Here is a 17,962-nt window from a genome sequence, read left to right on the forward strand (position 1 = left end):
CAGGCTCAGGCATCGTCTCGGTCGGCGTTCAGCGCCATGTTGATCAACGCGTCGGCGTCCAGTTCGTCGATCGCGTCGCCGTCGGCGGTCGGGGCGGGTGGGTCGTCGGTGCCGTCGGCCAGTCGCATCAGCGCGTCCACCAGGCCCTCCGCACGTAGTCGAGCGATCGGGATGGTCGCCAGCGCGTTGCGGATGGCGTCCTCTCCTTGCTCGGTGGGTTGTTTGCCGGAGGTCGGTTCGTGGTCGGCGACGCCGAGTTGTGAGCCGAGGTAGGCGGCGACCCCGTTGGGGTTGCGGTGGTTGAAGGCCAGGCTCACCGGCAGCCGCAGCCCGGTCAGCCGGTTCAGCCGGTTCCGTAGCTCGACCGCGGTGAGCGAGTCGAAGCCGAGGTCCTTGAATGCCTGCGCGGCCTCGATGACCTGTCCGTCCCGGTACCGCAGGACCGCGGCGGCCTCGGTGCGGACCAGGTCGAGCAGGATCTGGCGACGCTGTCGGGCCGGTGCGGCGGTCAGCCGGTCGAGGAGTGCGGACGGGGCGTCGGTGCTCTGTTCGTCGGCCGTCTCCGGCGTCCGGTCGTCCAGCAGTGCGGCGATCAGCGGGCTCGGACGGCCGGCGGTGAACGCGGGTCCGAAGACGTCCCAGTCGATGTCGGCGACGACCAGGCCGTCCTCGTGCCGGTCGATCGCCCGCGCCAGAGCCCGTACGGCGAGTCCGGGTTCCATCGGGACGACCCCTAGTCGCCGGAGCCGGCCGGTGCCCGTCGAGGCGGCGAGGCCGCCACCGGCCCAGGAGCCCCATGCCACCGAGGTTCCGGCCAGGCCGAGTTGGTGGCGGTGTGCTGTCAGTGCGTCCAGGAAGGCGTTGCCCGCGGCGTACGCGCCCTGGCCTCCGCCGCCCCAGACGGCGGCGCCGGAGGAGAACACGACGAACTGCTCCAGGTTCATCTCCCGGGTCAGTTCGTGCAGGTTGCGTGCTCCGGCGGTCTTGGCACCGAGCACGGTGTCGAGATGGTCCGCGTCGATCTCGTCCAGTGCTGTCACACCGTCGATTCCGGCGGCGTGCAGCACCGCGGTCAGCGGCCACTGTGTGGGCACCGCCGCCAGCACCTCGGCCAGCGCGCCCCGGTCAGTGACGTCGCAGGCGGCCAGAGTGACGGTCGCTCCGAGTGCGGTCAGCTCGTCCGCCAGGTCCCGGGCTCCGTCGGCGCTCTCGCCGCGCCGGCCGAGCAGCAGCAGGTGTGGTGCGCCCCGGCGGGCCAGCCAGCGGGCCGCCTCGGCGCCGATGGCCCCGGTTCCGCCGGTGACGAGCACCGTTCCGGTGGGCGTCCAGGCGGGGGGTTCGGGCTGGGGGGTGCCGGTGTCCAGGGGTGCGTGTACGAGTCGGCGGGCGGATGTTCCGCGGTCGCGGATCGCGAGCTGGTCCTCGTCGGTGCCGTCGGCCAGAATCGCGGTCAGCAGGTCACCGGCCGTGCTGCCGGGGGTGAGCGGGACGTCGATCAAACCGCCCCAGCGATCGGGGTGTTCGAGTGCGGCGACGCGCCCCATACCCCAGACCGCGGCCTGGGCGGGGCGGTCGACGGGTTCGTCGTCGTGGGTGGACACCGCCCCGTGCGTCAGCGTCCACAGGGGTGCGGTGATGCCCGCGTCGCCGAGCGCCTGGGTCAGCGTGACGGTGGCGGCGACTCCGGCGGGCACTGCGGTGTCGGGGTCCGGGAGTGCGGCGTCGGCCGCGGCGGTGAGCGACAGGACGCCGGAGAGGGGTTCCTGGGGGCCGGTGGTCTCCTTCAGGCGTGCGGCGAGGGTGCCGCGGTCCACGGTGGGGGCGTCGTCGACCTCGAACTCCACGACGTCGGCGCCGGCGGCTCGTAGCGCGGTGGTGGCCCACTTCGTCAGTTCGCAGGCCGGGGGGACGACGGCCAGCCAGGTGCCGGACAGCCGGCCGGTGGCGGGGAGTTTGGTCAGCGGGAACCATTCGACCCGGTAACGCCAGGCGTCGATGATCGTGTCCTGGCGGCGTCGGGTGCGCCAGGAGGAGAGTGCGGGCAGAAGTGCGCCGAGCTCTCGGGAGGATTCCAGTTCCAGGGTGCCGGTGAGTTCCACGAGGTCGCCGCGTTCCACGGCGTCCCAGAAGGCGGTTTCCTCGGTGTCAACGGTCGTTGTTCCGCCTGTGGTCGATGCGGGTTCCGGCCAGTAGCGTTCGTGTTGGAAGGCGTATGCCGGGAGTTCCACACGATCTCCGGCCGGTACGACCGACGTCCAGTCGACCTCGACGCCCGCGACCCAGGCCTCGGACAACGCGGTCAGGAAACGCTCCTGGCCACCCTCGCCCCGGCGCAGCGAACCCACCACCACCACATCCGTGTCCGCCGCCTCCGCCGTCTCCTGAACACCGACCGCCAGCACAGGATGCGGACTGCACTCCACGAACACCGACCGCCCATCGGCCAGCAGAGCACGCGTGACGTCCTCGAACCGCACCGTCGAACGCAGATTCTCGAACCAGTACCCCGCACCCATCGACGCCGTATCGACCGGAGCACCCGTCACCGTCGAATACAACGGCACACTCGACGACACCGGACTCACACCCGCCAGATCCGACAGGATCCGCCCCCGCAACTCCTCCACCTGCACCGAATGCGAGGCATAGTCCACCGGAACACGACGCGCCCTCACCCCCCGCACCTCACACAACCCCAGCAACTCCTCCAACACCTCCGGCCGCCCCGACACCACCGTCGACCCCGGACCATTGGCCGCCGCCACCGACAACCCCCCACCCACACCACCGATCAGACCCTCAACCACACCCCGGCCCGCAGCGACCGACACCATCCCCCCACCACCCGCCAACGCCAGAATCGCCCGGCTCCGCAACGCCACCACCCGGGCCCCGTCCTCCAACGACAGACCACCCGCCACCACCGCCGCAGCGATCTCCCCCTGCGAATGACCCACCACCGCCGACGGCACCACCCCACAAGCAGCCCACAACCGCCCCAACGACACCATCACCGCCCACAACACCGGCTGCACCACATCCACCCGGGACAGCACACCCTCATCACCACTCTCGATCACCTCCAGCAACGACCAGTCCACCCACCGCCCCAAAGCCCGCTCACACTCCACCAACGACTCCCGGAACACCACCGACCAACCCGCCAGCTCACGCCCCATCCCCACCCACTGCGAACCCTGACCCGGAAAAACGAACACCACGTCACGCCCACCGGTGACCACGCCCCGCACGGAACCGGCGGACGCCCCCTCGATCACCGAGCCCAGGCCCTCCACCGCGCCGTTTCGGTCGGCGGCCAGCACCACCGCGCGGTGTTCCAGTCCTGCCCGTGACAGCAACGAGCTTGCGACATCCGACAGTTGGGGTGCGGAATCACCCGTCACAAGGTCCCGCAGCCGGTTCGCCTGTCCCGCAAGGGCCGCTTCCGTCTTCGCCGACAGCAGCAGGGGCACCACCCCGGAACCCTCCCCGGCCTCCGGCACCACGACCGGCACCGCGACGGGCACCGGCTGCGCCTGCTCGATGATCACATGCGCGTTCGTACCACTCATCCCGAACGACGACACACCCGCCCGACGCACACGACCCGTCTCCGGCCACACCCGCGACTCCACCGCCAGCCTCACCCCACCCGCCGACCAGTCCACATGCGACGACGGCTCATCAACATGCAACGTCGCCGGAACCACCCCGGCCCGCACCGCCTCCACCATCTTGATCACACCCGCCACCCCGGCAGCCGACTGCGTATGACCGATGTTCGACTTCACCGAACCCAGCCACAACGGACGCTCCACATCCCGGCCCCGGCCATAGACCGCCAACAACGCCTGCGCCTCGATCGGATCACCCAGACGGGTCCCCGTGCCATGCGCCTCCACCACATCCACATCCGACGCCTCAAGACGTGCATTGGCCAGGGCCTGCCGGATCACCCGCTCCTGGGACGGGCCATTGGGCGCCGTCAGACCGTTCGACGCACCGTCCTGATTGACAGCACTCCCCCGCACCACCGCCAGCACCTCATGCCCCAAGCGCTCGGCGTCCGACAGGCGCTCCAGCACCAGCACGCCGACACCCTCGGACCAACCCGTACCGTCCGCCGCCTCGGCGAACGCCTTGCACCGCCCGTCCCCGGCCAACCCGCCCTGACGGCTGAACTCAGCGAAAATACTCGTGCCCGCCATCACCGTCACACCACCGGCCAACGCCATGTCACACTCACCACTGCGCAGCGCCTGCACCGCAAGATGAACCGCGACCAACGACGACGAACACGCCGTGTCCACCGTCACAGCAGGCCCCTCCAACCCGAACGAGTACGCCACCCGACCCGAGATGACACTGGTGGCGCCACCAGTGAGTTGGTAGCCGGCGGCGTCGTCCGGGAGTCCGCTGTCGAGGCCGTAGTACGAGGATGCGGCGCCCGCGAAGACACCGATCGACTCGCCGGCGACCGCCAGGGGGTCGAGCCCCGCCGCCTCGAACGCCTCCCATGCCGTCTCCAGCAGCAGCCGCTGCTGGGGGTCCATCGCCAGCGCCTCGCGCGGGGAGATGCCGAACAGTCCGGCGTCGAACCCGGCCACGTCGTCGAGGAACCCGCCGAGCGGCGCGTAGGGCAGGGTCGTCGTGTCGATGTCCCAGCCGCGGTCGGTCGGGAAGTCGGTGATGGCGTCCTGCCCGGAGCGTACAAGCCGCCACAGGTCTGCGGGCGACCGGACAGCTCCGGGCAGTCGGCACGACATGCCGACGATCGCGATCGGTTCGCCGAGGTCGGTGGTGGCGCCGGTGCGCACCTGGTGCGCCGGCCCGGTCTCGCCGACCAGTTCGGTGCCGAGGTGGCCGGCGAGCGCGACCGGGGTGGGGTGGTCGAACAGCAGCGTCGCGGGCAGGCGCAGCCCGGTGGCTGCGTTGATGCGGTTGCGCAGTTCGACGGAGGTCAGCGAGTCGAAGCCGAGTTCCTTGAACACCCGGTCCGGGGCGACCGCGTCCGTGCCGGTGTGCCCGAGGACGGCTGCGGCCTCGGCGCACACCAGCCCCGTGAGCAGGCGCTGTTGTTCGGCGGCGGGGAGGGTGGCGAGGCGTCCGGCGAGTCCCGAACCGCCGGTGGCCGTGCTGGCGGTGCGGCGCGCGGGGGCGCTCACCAGGCCGCGCAGCAGTGCGGGCACGGGGCGCAGTGTCCGGGCGACCGTCCGGTCGAAACGTAGCGGGAGCAGGTGGGGCAGGCCCGTGGCCAGGGCGGCGTCGAAGAGGGCGAGCCCTTCGTCGGCGGAGAGTGCGCCGCCGACGCGGGTGGCGCGGGCGAGACCGGTGGTGTCGAGGCCGCCGCTGATGGCGCTCTCCTCGGCCCACAGGCCCCAGCCGAGCGTGGTCGCGGTGAGTCCCCGGGTTCGGCGGTGCTGGGCCAGCGCTTCCAGGAAGGCGTTGGCGGCGGCGTAGTTGGCCTGGCCCGGGGAGCCGAAGGCGGAGGAGGCGGAGGAGTAGAGAGTGAACAGGGCCAGGTCCAGGCCCGCGGTCAGTTCGTGCAGGGCGAGCGCGGCCTCGGCCTTGGGGCGCAGCACGCCGGTGATCCGCTCGGGTGTCAGCGCCTCGATGACGCCGTCGTCGGCGACACCAGCCGCGTGGACGACGCCGGTGAGGGGGTGTTCGGCGGGGAGGGTGGCCAGCAGTTCGGCCAGTTCCTCCCGGTCGGTGACGTCGCACGCGGCGACCCGTACGTGTGCGCCGAGCGCGCCGAGTTGCTCCGCCAGTTCCCCGGCGCCGGGTGCGGTGGGCCCGCTCCGGCTCGTGAGGACCAGGTGCCGTACGCCCCGGTGCTCGACCAGGTGTCGGGCCAGCAGTGATCCGAGGACGCCGGTGCCTCCGGTGATCAGGACCGTGCCCTCCGGGTCGAGGGCACGTGGCAGCATCAGGATGTTCTTGCCGGTGTGGCCGCCCGAGCCGACGTGCCGCAGGACCTCTGCCGCCTGCCGGACGTCCCAGGCCCGGGTGGGCAGGAGGGTGAGCCGGCCGGTGCGGAACAGTTCCAGGATCTCCCGCAGCATCTCTTGCAGCCGGTCCGGTCCTGCCTCACCGAGGTCGAAGGAGCGGTAGTGGCGGTCGCCGAAGGAGTCGGGGTCGCGCAGGTCTGCCTTGCCCATCTCCACGAAGCGGCCGCCGGGGGCCAGCAGCCGTGCCGAGGCGTCGACGAACTCGCCGGCCAGCGCGTTGAGGACGACGTCCACGCCGCGTCCGCCGGTGCGCTCCGCGAAGGCGGCCTCGAAGCCCAGGTCGCGCGAGGAGGCGAGATGCGCCGTGTCCAGGCTGGTCGCCGCCCACTTCGCCGGCGAGGCCGTTCCGTACACCTGGGCGCCCAGGTGTCGTGCTATCTGTACGCCGGCCATCCCCACGCCACCGGCGGCGGCGTGGACGAGGACCGATTCTCCGGCAGTCAGTCCCGCCAGGTCCACCAGTGCGTAGTAGGACGTCAGGAAGGCCATCGGCACCGAGGCCGCATCCGAGAAGGTCCACTCCTGCGGCACCGGCGCCACCATCCGCCGGTCCACCACCGCCAGCGGCCCGAAGCCGCCCTCGAACAGGCCGAAGACGCGGTCGCCCGGCGCGAGGTCCGTGATCCCGGGGCCGGCTTCGACGACGATGCCCGCGGCCTCGGATCCCATGAGGGCCGAGGGGTCCGGGTACTGGCCGAGCGCGATCAGCACGTCACGGAAGTTCACGCCGGCCGCGCGTACCTCGACCCGTATCTCGCCCGGCGCCAGTTCCGCGGTCGCCTCGGGTGCGGGGGTGAGGGCCAGGTCGCGGAGGGAGCCGGAGGTGCGGTCGGCGGTGAGTCGCCAGCCCTGGGTGTCGGGTGCGGCGAGGGTGCCGGATGTTGAGGCGCGGGCCAGTCTGGGGGCGAGCAGTGTGCCGCCGCGCAGTGCGAGCCAGGGTTCGTCGCCGTCGGAGAGCGCGGCAAGCACGTCGGGGGCGGTGTCGGTGTCGGTGTCGGTGTCCAGGAGGACGAACCGGTCGGGGTGCTCGGTCTGCGCGGAGCGTACGAGTCCTCCGACGGCCGCCCCGGACAGACCGGTGACGTCGTCGCCGGGTGTCGCGGCCACGGCGGAGCGGGTGACCAGTACCAGACGGGACTCGGTGAATCGCTCGTCGGCCAGCCACGCCTGGAGGCCTGCCAGGACCTCGGTGACGGCGGTCTCGGTGTCCGTGTCGGCCACGGGCCACGCGACGGCATCGGGTACGGGGCCGGAGAACCCGGCCAGGAAGGCGCCGAGTCCGTCGGTGGCCGTGGCGGTGGCGAGCGGGCGCGGCCGGGCCGGCACGGGTACGGGCGTCCAGTCGAGGTGGAACAGGGAGTCGTCGTGGCGGGGGCCGACGGCGGTCGCGGCCCGCAGGGTGAGCGACTCGACCGTGGCGACGGGGGCGCCCTCGGGGTCGCTGATCCGCAGCGTCCAGGCGTCGGCACCGGCGGGTGCCAGGTGGACGCGGGCCCGTGTGGCACCGGTCGCGTGCAGGGTGGCGCTTTCCCAGGCGAAGGGCAGCCCGGCCCGGTCGGCGTCGAGACCGGTGAGGTGTAGCGCGGCGTCGAACAGGGCGGGGTGCAGTCCGCAGCGGCCCGCCTCGCGGTGGGCGGATTCGGGCAGTTCGACCTCGGCGTAGAGGTCATCGCCCGCCCGCCAGGCGGCCTTGAGTCCCTGGAAGAGGGGACCGTACGCGTAGCCGGCCTCGGTGGCGCGCTCGTAGAAGCCGCCGAGGTCCACCGGTTCGGCCTCCGGCGGCCGTGTTCCCGCGGTGCCGGTCGGGTCGGCGGGTGAGGTTGCGAGGAGGCCGACGGCGTTGCCGGTCCATTCCTCCTCGCCGTCGGGGCGCGAGTGGATCTCCAGGTGGCGGGTGCCGTCCTCGCGCTCGGCTCCGGCGGTGACCTGGATCTGTACGCCGCCGCGCGCGGGCAGCACGAGCGGCGTGGTGAGGGTGAGGTCCTCCACGGTCCCGCAGCCGACGTGTTCCCCGGCCTGCCAGGCGAGTTCGACGAACGCGGTGCCCGGGACGAGGACACTGCCGAGGATCGTGTGGTCGGTGAGCCAGCCGTGTGTGGCGGCGGAGAGCCGGCCGGTAAGCAGTGCCCCTCCCCCGGCGGCCAGTGACACGGCGGCGCCCAGCAGCGGATGCCCTGCCGCGCCGAGCCCCGCGGAGGTCAGGTCCCCGGAGCTCAGCCGGGCGCTGGGCCAGTACGCCTTGCGCTCGAAGGGGTAGGTGGGGAGCTCCACGCGGCGGGCGCCCGCCGCGTGGAGTGGCGCCGCCCAGTCGGCGGGGGTGCCGTGCACGTGAGCTCGCGCGATGCCGTGCAGCAGTGACGCTGCCTCGTCCGGGCCGGGGCGCAGGACGGGGATAGCGGTCGTGTCCTGGGCGATGTACGGGACGAGGGCGGACAGGGCCCCGTCCGGGCCGAGTTCGAGGAAGCGGGTGGCGCCCATGGCGTGGGCGCGGCGCACGGCGTCGGCGAAGCGAACGGGCTCGACGATCTGCCCGGCCCAGTAGTCGGGGGTGGCCGGGTCCCCGGGGGCGGTGGTGAGGACCGGGATCGTCGGGGCGTGGTAGGTCAGCGACCGTGCGGTGGCGGCGAACTCGTCGAGCATCGGTTCCATCAGGTGCGAGTGGAACGCGTGCGAGACGGCCAGCCGTTTGACCCGTACGCCCCGGGCCCGGAACTGCTCCTCCAGCGCACCGATCGCGTCGGCGTCACCGGAAACGGTGACCGAGGTGGGCCCGTTGACGGCTGCCACGTCGATCCCGTCGGGCAGGACGAGCCCGTCCTCGGGTGCTTCGACGGCGAGCATCGCGCCGCCCTGCGGCAACGCGTCCATCAGCCGGGCGCGCGCCGACACCAGGGCACACGCGTCGTCCAGGGACAGCACTCCGGCGAGGTGTGCGGCGGCCAGTTCACCGATCGAGTGGCCCACCAGCATGTCCGGGGCGACCCCCCAGGACTCCACCAGCCGGAACAGCGCCACCTCGACGGCGAACAGAGCGGGCTGGGTGTAGGCGGTGCGTGCCAGGAGCTCCGCCTCGTCCCCGAACATCACGTTCTTCAGGGGTGGTTCGAGGTCCACACGTGCGCATACGGCGTCGAGCGCGTCGGCGAACACGGGGAAGGCGTCGTACAGTCCGCGTCCCATCCCCGCCCGCTGCGCGCCCTGCCCCGGGAACAGGAACGCTGTGCGTCCGGGTGCCGCCGTGCCGGACTCCGCCTGGGGCGGGAACGTGCCCTCGGCGAGGGCCGCGAGCGCCCGGAGCGCATCGTCGTGCCCTGCCGCCAGGACGACGGCTCGTGCGGGCAGCGAGGCGCGGGTGGTGGCCAGCGAGTAGCCGAGGTCGGCCAGGTGTGTCCGGGGTCGTTGGGCCAGGTGCGTGTGGAGTTCGGCGGCCTGTTCGCGCAGGGCGTGCTGGGTTCGGGCGGCGAGCGGGAGCGGGATCAGCGGCGGTTCGGCGGCCGTGGGCGGTACGTCGGCCGGGGTCTGCCCGGTCGCGGGGCCGGGTTCGGGCGCCTGCTCCAGCACCGTGTGCGCGTTGGTGCCGCTCACCCCGAACGAGGAGACGGCGGCGCGCCTGGTCCGGCCGGGGCCGGGCCAGGGGCGGTTCTCGGTGAGGAGCCGGACGGCGCCGGCCGACCAGTCGACCTGCCGGGTGGGTTCGTCGGCGTGCAGGGTGCGGGGCAGTACGCCGTGCCGCAGTGCCATGACCGTCTTGATGACGCCGGCTACTCCGGCGGCGGCCTGGGTGTGGGCGATGTTGGACTTCACCGAGCCGAGCCACAGCGGGCGGTCGGCGGGGCGGCTGCGGCCGTAGGCGGCCAGCAGTGCCTGTGCCTCGATCGGGTCGCCGAGCCTCGTGCCCGTCCCGTGTGCCTCGACCAGGTCCACGTCGAAGGGCGTCAGGCCGGCCGAGGCCAGCGCGTCACGTATGACGCGCTGCTGCGAGGGGCCGTTCGGCGCGGTCAGGCCGTTGGAGGCGCCGTCCTGGTTGACTGCGGAGCCGCGCACCACGGCCAGGACCTCGTGCCCGTTGCGTACGGCGTCGGAGAGCCGCTCCACCAGCAGCACCCCGACGCCCTCGCCCCAGCCGGTGCCGTCCGCGCCGTCGCCGAACGCCTTGCACCGGCCGTTGGCCGCCAGCCCCCGCTGGCGGGAGAACTCGACGAACGCGGCGGGCGTGGCCATGACCGTGACGCCGCCCGCGAGGGCCATGGTGCATTCGCCTCTGCGCAGCGACTGCACGGCCAGGTGCAGTGCCACCAGCGACGCCGAACACGCGGTGTCCACGGTGAGGGCGGGGCCTTCCAGCCCGAAAACGTACGAGAGGCGTCCGGACAGCACGCTCGCGACAGCGCCGGTGGCGAGGTAGCCTTCGGCCGCCTCCGGGTCGGCGGCGAGCGCGGTGGCGTAGTCCTGGCCGTTGGTGGCGGCGAACACGCCGATCCGGTTGCCGCGCACCGACTTCGGGTCGATGCCGGCCCGCTCGAAGACCTCCCACGAGGTCTCCAGGAGCAGCCGCTGCTGTGGGTCCATGGCGATGGCCTCGCGCGGCGAGATCTCGAAGAGCCCGGCGTCGAACTCGGCGGCGTCGTGGAGGAATCCGCCCTCGTGACCGTAGCTGCCGCCGGACCGCTCGGGGTCGGGGTCGAGCAGCGCGTCCAGGTCCCAGCCCCGGTCGGTGGGGAAGGGGCCGACCGCGTCACGGCCCTCGGTGACCAGTTGCCACAGCTGTTCCGGGGTACGGACGCCGCCGGGGAAGCGGCAGGCCATGGACACGATGGCGATGGGCTCGGAGTCCCGCTCCTGCTGTTCGCGCAGTTCCTGGTGCGCCTGCCGGAGCTCGCCCGTGACGAACTTCAGGTGGTCGAGCAGCTTCTCTTCGTTCGTCATCTGAGCGACTCCCAGCGGGCAGGACCGTACATGGCGTCAGGACTTGCCGAATTCGTTGTGGATGAGGTCGAAGAGGTCGTCGGCGCTCGCCGACTCCAGGTCGATGACCTCGTTCTGCGGCCTGGAGCGGGCGGGCGGCACGGTTGCCGCGGCGCCGAGCCGGTCGGTGAGGTCGCGCAGGCGGGCGAGCAGGACCGCGGTCTCCTCGCTGTCGGGCGGGGTCTCGGCGAGCGCCGCCTCGAGCTTCTCCAGGTGGGCGACCGTGCTCTCCGCGCCCGCCACGGCGGCAGGGCCTTGGCCACTCACGAGAAGTACGCGCAGGTACGCGGCGAGGGCGGTGGGGGTCGGGTGGTCGAACGCCAGGGTCGCGGGCAGGGTCTGCCCGGTGGCGACGTCGAGCAGGTTGCGCAGTTCGACGGCCATCACCGAGTCGGTGCCCAGGTCGCGGAAGTGCCGGTCCGGGTCGATGGCGGCCGGGGTGCTGTGGCCGAGTACGGCGGCGGTCCGGGAGACCACCAGGTCGACCAGGATGCGTTCCTGTTGTGCCTGCGGCGCCCCGGCCAGCTGTTCGGCCAGGCCGGGCCCCTGCCGGTCGGGGGCGGGCGGCGCGGGCCGGGGTGCGGAGGGCAGCAGGTCGAGCAGCCGCCCGCCGCGCCCGGCTTCCAGAACGGGGCCGAAGCGACTCCAGTCGATGCCGGCCACACAGACCGTCGTCCGCTGCTCGGCGATGGCCGCTTCCAACGACAGGAGGGCCTCCTCGGGCTGCAGCGGCGTCACGCCGGTGCGCTGCTGCTGTTCGCCTGCTGCCGCGCCCGCGCCCACGCCTGCTCCGGCCCATGGTCCCCACGCGAGGGCCGTGGCGGTGCGCCCGGCCGCCCGGCGCCGCTCGGCGAAGGCGTCCAGCGCGGCGTTACCCGCGGCGTACGCGGCCTGCCCGAGGTTGCCGACGACTCCGGCGAAGGAGGTGTACAGCACGAACGCGTCGAGTTCGTGGCCCGCGGTCAGTTCGTCGAGGTGCCGGGCAGCCGCCAGGCGCGCGTGCACCACGTCGGCGACGCGGTCGGGGGTGAGCGAGCTGATCACTCCGTCCTCCACCGTCCCCGCCGCGTGCACGACGGCGGTGAGCGGCAGTTCCTCCGGTATGCCCGCGAGTACCCCGGTGAGCGCGGCGCGGTCGGTGACGTCGCAGGCGGCGAGGGTGACGCGGCTGCCGAGGGAGGTCAGTTCGGCGGCGAGGTCGCCGGTGCCGGGTGCCTCCGGGCCCCGGCGTCCGACGAGTACCAGGTGCGGCGCGCCCTGTCGGGCGAGCAGACGGGCGGTGTGCGCGCCGAGTGCGCCGGTGCCGCCGGTGATCAGCACGGTGCCGGTCGGCCGCCACTCGTTGGCCGTACGGTTCCCGTTGCCGGGGGTGCTCGTGACGAGGCGTCTGCCGAGTACGCCGGTCCGGCGGATCGCCACCTGGTCCTCGGGGCCGTCGGCGCCGAGCAGTGCGGCCAGCCGGATGCCGGCGCGGTCGTCCCAGTCGGCGGGCAGGTCGACCAGGCCGCCCCAGCTGCGGGGCATCTCCAGGGCTGCGACTCTGCCGAAGCCCCAGACGGCCGCCTGGACCGGGTCGGGTCCCGGGTCGTTCGTGGAGACCCGCACGGCGCCCCGGGTGGCACACCACAGCGGGCCCGTCACACCCGCGTCGTCGAGCGCCTGGGTGAGGGCGACCACGGGGGGCAGGGCGTCGGAGCCCGGGGCGGGCGGCAGAGCCAGCACACCGGCCGGGGTGGTCTCGGCCGCCGCGGCGCGGAGCCGGGCCGCGAGGGCGGCGCGGTCGGTGCTTCCAGGGATGACGAGGGTACGTACGCCGACGCGGTGCAGCGCGCGGCTGACGTCGTCGGCGCCGGTGTCGGTGTCGGTGTCGGTGTCGGCGCTGTCGTCCTCGCCGGGCGGCGTGACCAGGATCCACAGGCCGGTCGGCCGGGCCGCCTCTTCGGTGACCGGCACCCAGCGCACGTCGTACTGTCCCTCTCCGGAAGCGGTCGGGTACCGGGGCGGGGCGGCTTCGGGCCAGAAGCGGGTGTGCTGGAAGGGGTAGGGCGGCAGGGTGACGGGCGGGGCCTCGGGGAACACCGCTGCCAGGTTCACAGCCGTCCCCTCGACCCACAGCCGGGCAACGGCCGCGAACAGGGACTCCACCTCCGGCCGGCGGCGGCGCATCGCGGGCACCGCGCCGGGGACGAGCCCGCTGAGGGCGCCGTCGGGGCCGAGTTCCAGGAAGCGGGTGGCGCCCGCCTCGTGAGCGCGGCGGACCGCGTCGGCGAAGCGGACGGGTTCGCGGATCTGCCCCACCCAATAGCCAGGGGTGGCCAGGTCACCAGGGGCGGTGGTGAGAACGGGGATCTGCGGGGGGTGGTAGGTCAACGACTCGGCGACCGTGGTGAACTCGGCCAGCATCGGCTCCATCAAACGAGAGTGGAACGCGTGCGAGACCGCCAGCCGCTTCACCCGCACACCGTCGCCGCGCAACCGCTCCTCCAAGCCGCCGACGGCCTCCGCGTCACCCGACACCGTCACCGAGGCAGGCCCGTTCACCGCCGCGAGATCCACCCCGTCCGGCAGGACAAGCGCCTCCTCGGCCAGCTCCACGGCCAGCATCGCCCCACCGGCCGGCAACGCGTCCATCAGCCTGCCGCGCGCCGACACCAAGGCACACGCGTCGTCCAGAGACAGCACCCCCGCGCAGTGCGCCGCAGCCAGCTCACCGACCGAATGCCCCACCAGAACATCCGGGACCACCCCCCAGGACTCCACCAGCCGGAACAGCGCCACCTCCACAGCGAACAGACCCGCCTGAGCGAACACCGTCCGCTCCAGCAACCCCGCATCCTCCCCGAACACCACCCCACCCAACGGCAGGCCCACATCCACCCGCGCACACACCGCATCAAAAGCATCCGCGAACACCGGAAACGCCTCGTACAGTTCCCGGCCCATCCCGGGCCGCTGCGACCCCTGACCCGAGAACAGCAGCGCTGTGGATCCTTCGCGGGCTGTTCCTCGGATGGTCGTGGCGGACGGTTCGTCCCTCGTCAGCGCCGTCAGGCCGTCGGTGTATCCCGTGGCGTCCTCGGCGAGGACGACGGCGCGGTGTGCCAGTCCGAGGCCTGTCGTGGCGAGTGCCCGGCCCGTCGCGACGGCGGAGACGCCGGGATCCTCGCAGAGCGTCATGAGCCCCTTCGCCCGTGCGTGCAGCGCCGCGCCGGAGTGGGCTGAGAAGGCCCATGGCAGTACGGAGTGCTGGGCAGGCGCCGCGGGCAGGACGGCATCGGTCTGTTCCAGGACGACATGGGCATTCGTGCCGCTGATTCCGAACGAGGAGACCGCCGCCCGGCGCGGCCGGTCGACCCGTGGCGTCCACGCGGTGGTCTCGGTGAGGAGCTTCAGGCTGCCTGTGTCCCAGTCGACGGACGGTGACGGTTCTGCTGCGTGCAGGGTGCGGGGCAGCTCGCCGTGCTGCATCGCCAGCAGCATCTTGATGACGCCGGCGACGCCCGCCGCCGCCTGGGTGTGGCCGATGTTGGACTTCACCGACCCCAGGTAGAGGGGTTCCGAGCGGTCCTTGCCGTACGTCGCCAGCAGCGCCTCCGCCTCGATCGGATCACCGAGCTTCGTGCCCGTGCCGTGGGCCTCCACCGCGTCGACCTCCGACGGCCACAACCCGGCCGAGGCCAGTGCGGCGCGGATCACCCGCTGCTGGGCGGGGCCGTTCGGGGCGGTCAGACCGTTGGACGCGCCGTCCTGGTTGACGGCCGAGCCGCGCAGCAGCCCGAGCACGCGGCGGCCGTTGGCCCGGGCGTCCGAGAGCCGCTCCAGCAGCACCAGCCCGGCACCCTCACCCCAGCCGGTGCCGTCGGCCGAGGCCGCGAAGGCCTTGCAGCGGCCGTCGGCCGCCAGACCACGCTGGTGGGCGAACTCGAGGAACGCGGTGGGCGCGGCCATGACCGTGACGCCTCCCGCGAGCGCCATCGAGCACTCCCCCGACCGCAGTGACTGCGCCGCCAGGTGCAGGGCGACCAGGGACGACGAGCAGGCGGTGTCCACCGTGACGGCCGGGCCCTCCAGCCCGTACGTGTAGGAGATCCGGCCGGACAGCACGCTGGCCGCGCTGCCGGTGGCCACGTGGCCCTCCAGCCCCGATCCGGTGGCGGGGAACAGCCCGGCGTAGTCCTGGCCGTTCGTGCCCACGAAGACGCCGACACGGCTGCCTTGGAGAGAGGCGGGGTCCAGGCCGGCCCGCTCGAAGGTCTCCCAGGAGGTCTCCAGCATCAGCCGCTGCTGCGGGTCCATGGCCTGCGCCTCGCGCGGGGAGACGCCGAACAGATCCGCGTCGAAGCCCGCCGCGTCGGGCAGGAAGCCGCCGCGACGTGCGAAGTCGGGGGCGTCACGCAGGTCCCAGCCCCGGTCGGCTGGGAAGTCGCCCACCATGTCGAAGCCTTGGGACAGCAGGTCCCAGAACTCCTCCGGGGTGGCCGCGCCGGGGAACCGGCAGCCCATCGCGACGATGGCGACGGGGTCATCGGGCGCGGGAGACGCGGGGAGACCGGGGATCACGGTGGCAGAGGCGGCGGCTTCGGCGCCTCCGGTCAGTTCGGCGCGCAGCCGGGCGGCGAGGGCGGCCGGTGTGGGGTGGTCGAAGATCAGGCCCGCCGGGAGCGGGAGCCCGGTGGCGGCCCGCAGGGCGTTGCGCAACTCGATGGCGGTGAGTGAGTCGAAGCCCAGGTCGCGGAACGCCTTGTCGGGCGCGACGGTGGCCGCCGTGCCGTGGCCGAGCACGAAGGCCGCCAGGGTGCGGACCAGTTCCTCGGAGATCCGGCGTCGCTCGCCCTCGCCTGCGGCGGCGAGGCGCGCCGCGAGGCCGGTGGCGCCGTCGGAGTCGTCGGCGCTGTCCGGTGTGTCGGCGGGGGCGAGTTCGCGGAGCAGCGGACTCGGTCGTGCCGCGGTGAAGCCGGCGGCGAACCGTGTCCAGTCGACGTCCGCGACGACGACGGCGGCGTCGGCCGTCCCGTCGTCGTCCGTGACCGCGCCGCCGAGCATCCGGCTGAGGACGGTGACGGCGAGGTCCGGTGGCAGGGGGGTCAGTCCGGAACGGCGCAGCCGCTGGGTGAGTGCCTCGTCCTCGGCCATGCCCGTCTCGGCCCATGGCCCCCAGCCGATCGACGTGGCGGGCAGTCCCTGGGCGCGGCGGCGCTCGGCGAGGGCGTCGAGGTGGGCGTTGGCGGCGGCGTAGTTGGCCTGGCCCGCCGTGCCGACGGCGCCGGTGAAGGACGAGAAGAGGACGAAGGCGTCGAGCGGGAGGGCGCGCGTGAGGGCGTCGAGGTTCTCGGCGGCCAGGGTCTTGGCCCGGAGCACGTGTTCGAAACGCTCGGGGGTCAGGCCGTCGAGCACCCCGTCGTCCAGCACTCCGGCTGCGTGGACGACTGCGGTGAGCCGGTGCTGCTCCGGTATCTCGGCGAGCAGGGCGGCGAGCGCGTCGTGGTCGGCGACGTCGCAGGCCACGGCCGTCGCCGTGGTGCCCATGGACGCCAGTTCGGCAGCGAGTTCCGCGGCGCCGGGCGCCTCGGGTCCGCGCCTGCTGACGAGCAGCAGCCGGGTGTGGCCCTGCGCGGCGAGGAGGCGGGCCACCTGGGCACCGAGCGCGCCGGTGCCGCCGGTGACGAGCACGGTGCCGCTGGTGCGGGGCGTGAGGGCTGCGGCCGCGGGAATCGGTGGGGCAGCGGCCAGGCGGCGGGCGAATACGCCTTCGGCCCGGATTGCCACTTGGTCCTCTTCGCTGCCCGGGTGGGTGTCCCCGGCGGCGAGTACGGCGCAGAGCCGGTTCCCGGCGCGGGCATCCAGGTTCTCGGGCAGGTCGATCAACCCGCCCCAGACGTGCGGGAGTTCCAGGGCTGCTCCGCGGCCGAAGCCCCAGATCTGTGCTTGGGCGGGGTCGGGTGCGCCGTCGGCGCGGCCGGTGGAGACCGCGCCTCGGGTGAGGGCCCAGAGCGGGACGTCGGCTTCGGCGCAGGCCTGGGTGAGCGAGAGCGTGGCGGCGAGCCCCCGGCCGAGGGCCGCCCCCGTGTGCAGCGCGCCGGTGTCGGTCCCCAGCAGCGAGACGACGCCCGTGAGTTCGCCGCAGGAACGCAGCTGGTCGGCGAGGGCGGTCCGGTCGGCGCCCGGGTCCGGCAGGGCGAGGACGGTGGCGCCGCTTCGCCGCAGTGCATCGGCGACCTGGGTGTCCAGGCCGGCCGGGCTGTCCGGGCCGACGACGAGCCAGACGCCGTCGAGCACGGCGGGCGCGGGGGCGACGGGCCGCCAGACCGCCCGGTGGTACCAGGATTCGACGGCCGCTTCGGTGCTTCGGCGGTCGTGCCAGGACGCGAGGTGCGGCATCAGGTCGGCCAGCCCGCGTCGTGTCTCGTCGTCGGGCAGCCCCAGGGTGTCGGCGAGCCGGTCGACCTCGCGCCCGGCGACGGCTGTCCAGAATCCGGCTTCGGTCCGTTCGCGGGGGGTGGTGAAGCCGTCGTCGGCCACGGTGTCGGGCCAGTAGCGCTGGTGTTGGAAGGCATACGTCGGCAGCTCGACGGCGTGGCCCCCGAGCGGCGCGAAGTGCTTCTCCCAGGCGACGTCGGCGCCGTGTACGTACATTTCGGCGATGCCGCGCAGCAGTGTGGTGTGCTCGTCGTGGCCGGGGCGCAGGGCGGGGGCGGCGGTCGTGTCCTCGGTGAGGTGCGGGACGAGGGCGGACAGGGCGCCGTCGGGGCCGAGTTCCAGGAAGCGGGTGGCGCCCGCCTCGTGAGCGCGGCGGACCGCGTCGGCGAAGCGGACGGGTTCGCGAATCTGCCCCACCCAGTAGCCGGGGGTGGCCAGGTCGCCAGGGGCGGTGGTGAGAACGGGGATCTGCGGGGGGTGGTAGGTCAGCGACTCGGCGACCGTGGTGAACTCGGCCAGCATCGGCTCCATCAGACGGGAGTGGAACGCGTGCGAGACCGCCAGCCGCT

The 17,962-nt window shown here is 73.3% G+C and carries 2 protein-coding genes; both read right to left on the reverse strand.

Annotated features, from left to right (window positions below; all coding sequences use genetic code 11):
• Window positions 1-5: 5 nt before the first annotated feature.
• Window positions 6-10,937 carry a type I polyketide synthase gene (locus IE140_RS36320; protein ID WP_229827079.1) on the reverse strand — a complete coding sequence of 3,644 codons (10,932 nt, stop codon included), beginning with the start codon at window positions 10,935-10,937 and terminating at the stop codon, window positions 6-8.
• Window positions 10,938-10,973: 36 nt separating this feature from the next.
• Complete coding sequence (locus IE140_RS34960; RefSeq protein ID WP_229827095.1) at window positions 10,974-17,924, reverse strand: type I polyketide synthase; 6,951 nt, start codon at window positions 17,922-17,924, stop codon at window positions 10,974-10,976.
• Between the last annotated feature and the right edge of the window lie 38 nt (window positions 17,925-17,962).

This window comes from Streptomyces parvus (assembly GCF_014648875.1).
GTDB lineage: Bacteria > Actinomycetota > Actinomycetes > Streptomycetales > Streptomycetaceae > Streptomyces > Streptomyces parvus.

Bases quoted from the DNA above. Each gene is read 5' to 3' on its own strand.
- IE140_RS36320 (WP_229827079.1), bottom strand. From the start codon at position 10,937: ATGACGAACGAAGAGAAGCTGCTCGACCACCTGAAGTTCGTCACGGGC.
- IE140_RS34960 (WP_229827095.1), bottom strand. From the start codon at position 17,924: ATGGAGCCGATGCTGGCCGAGTTCACCACGGTCGCCGAGTCGCTGACC.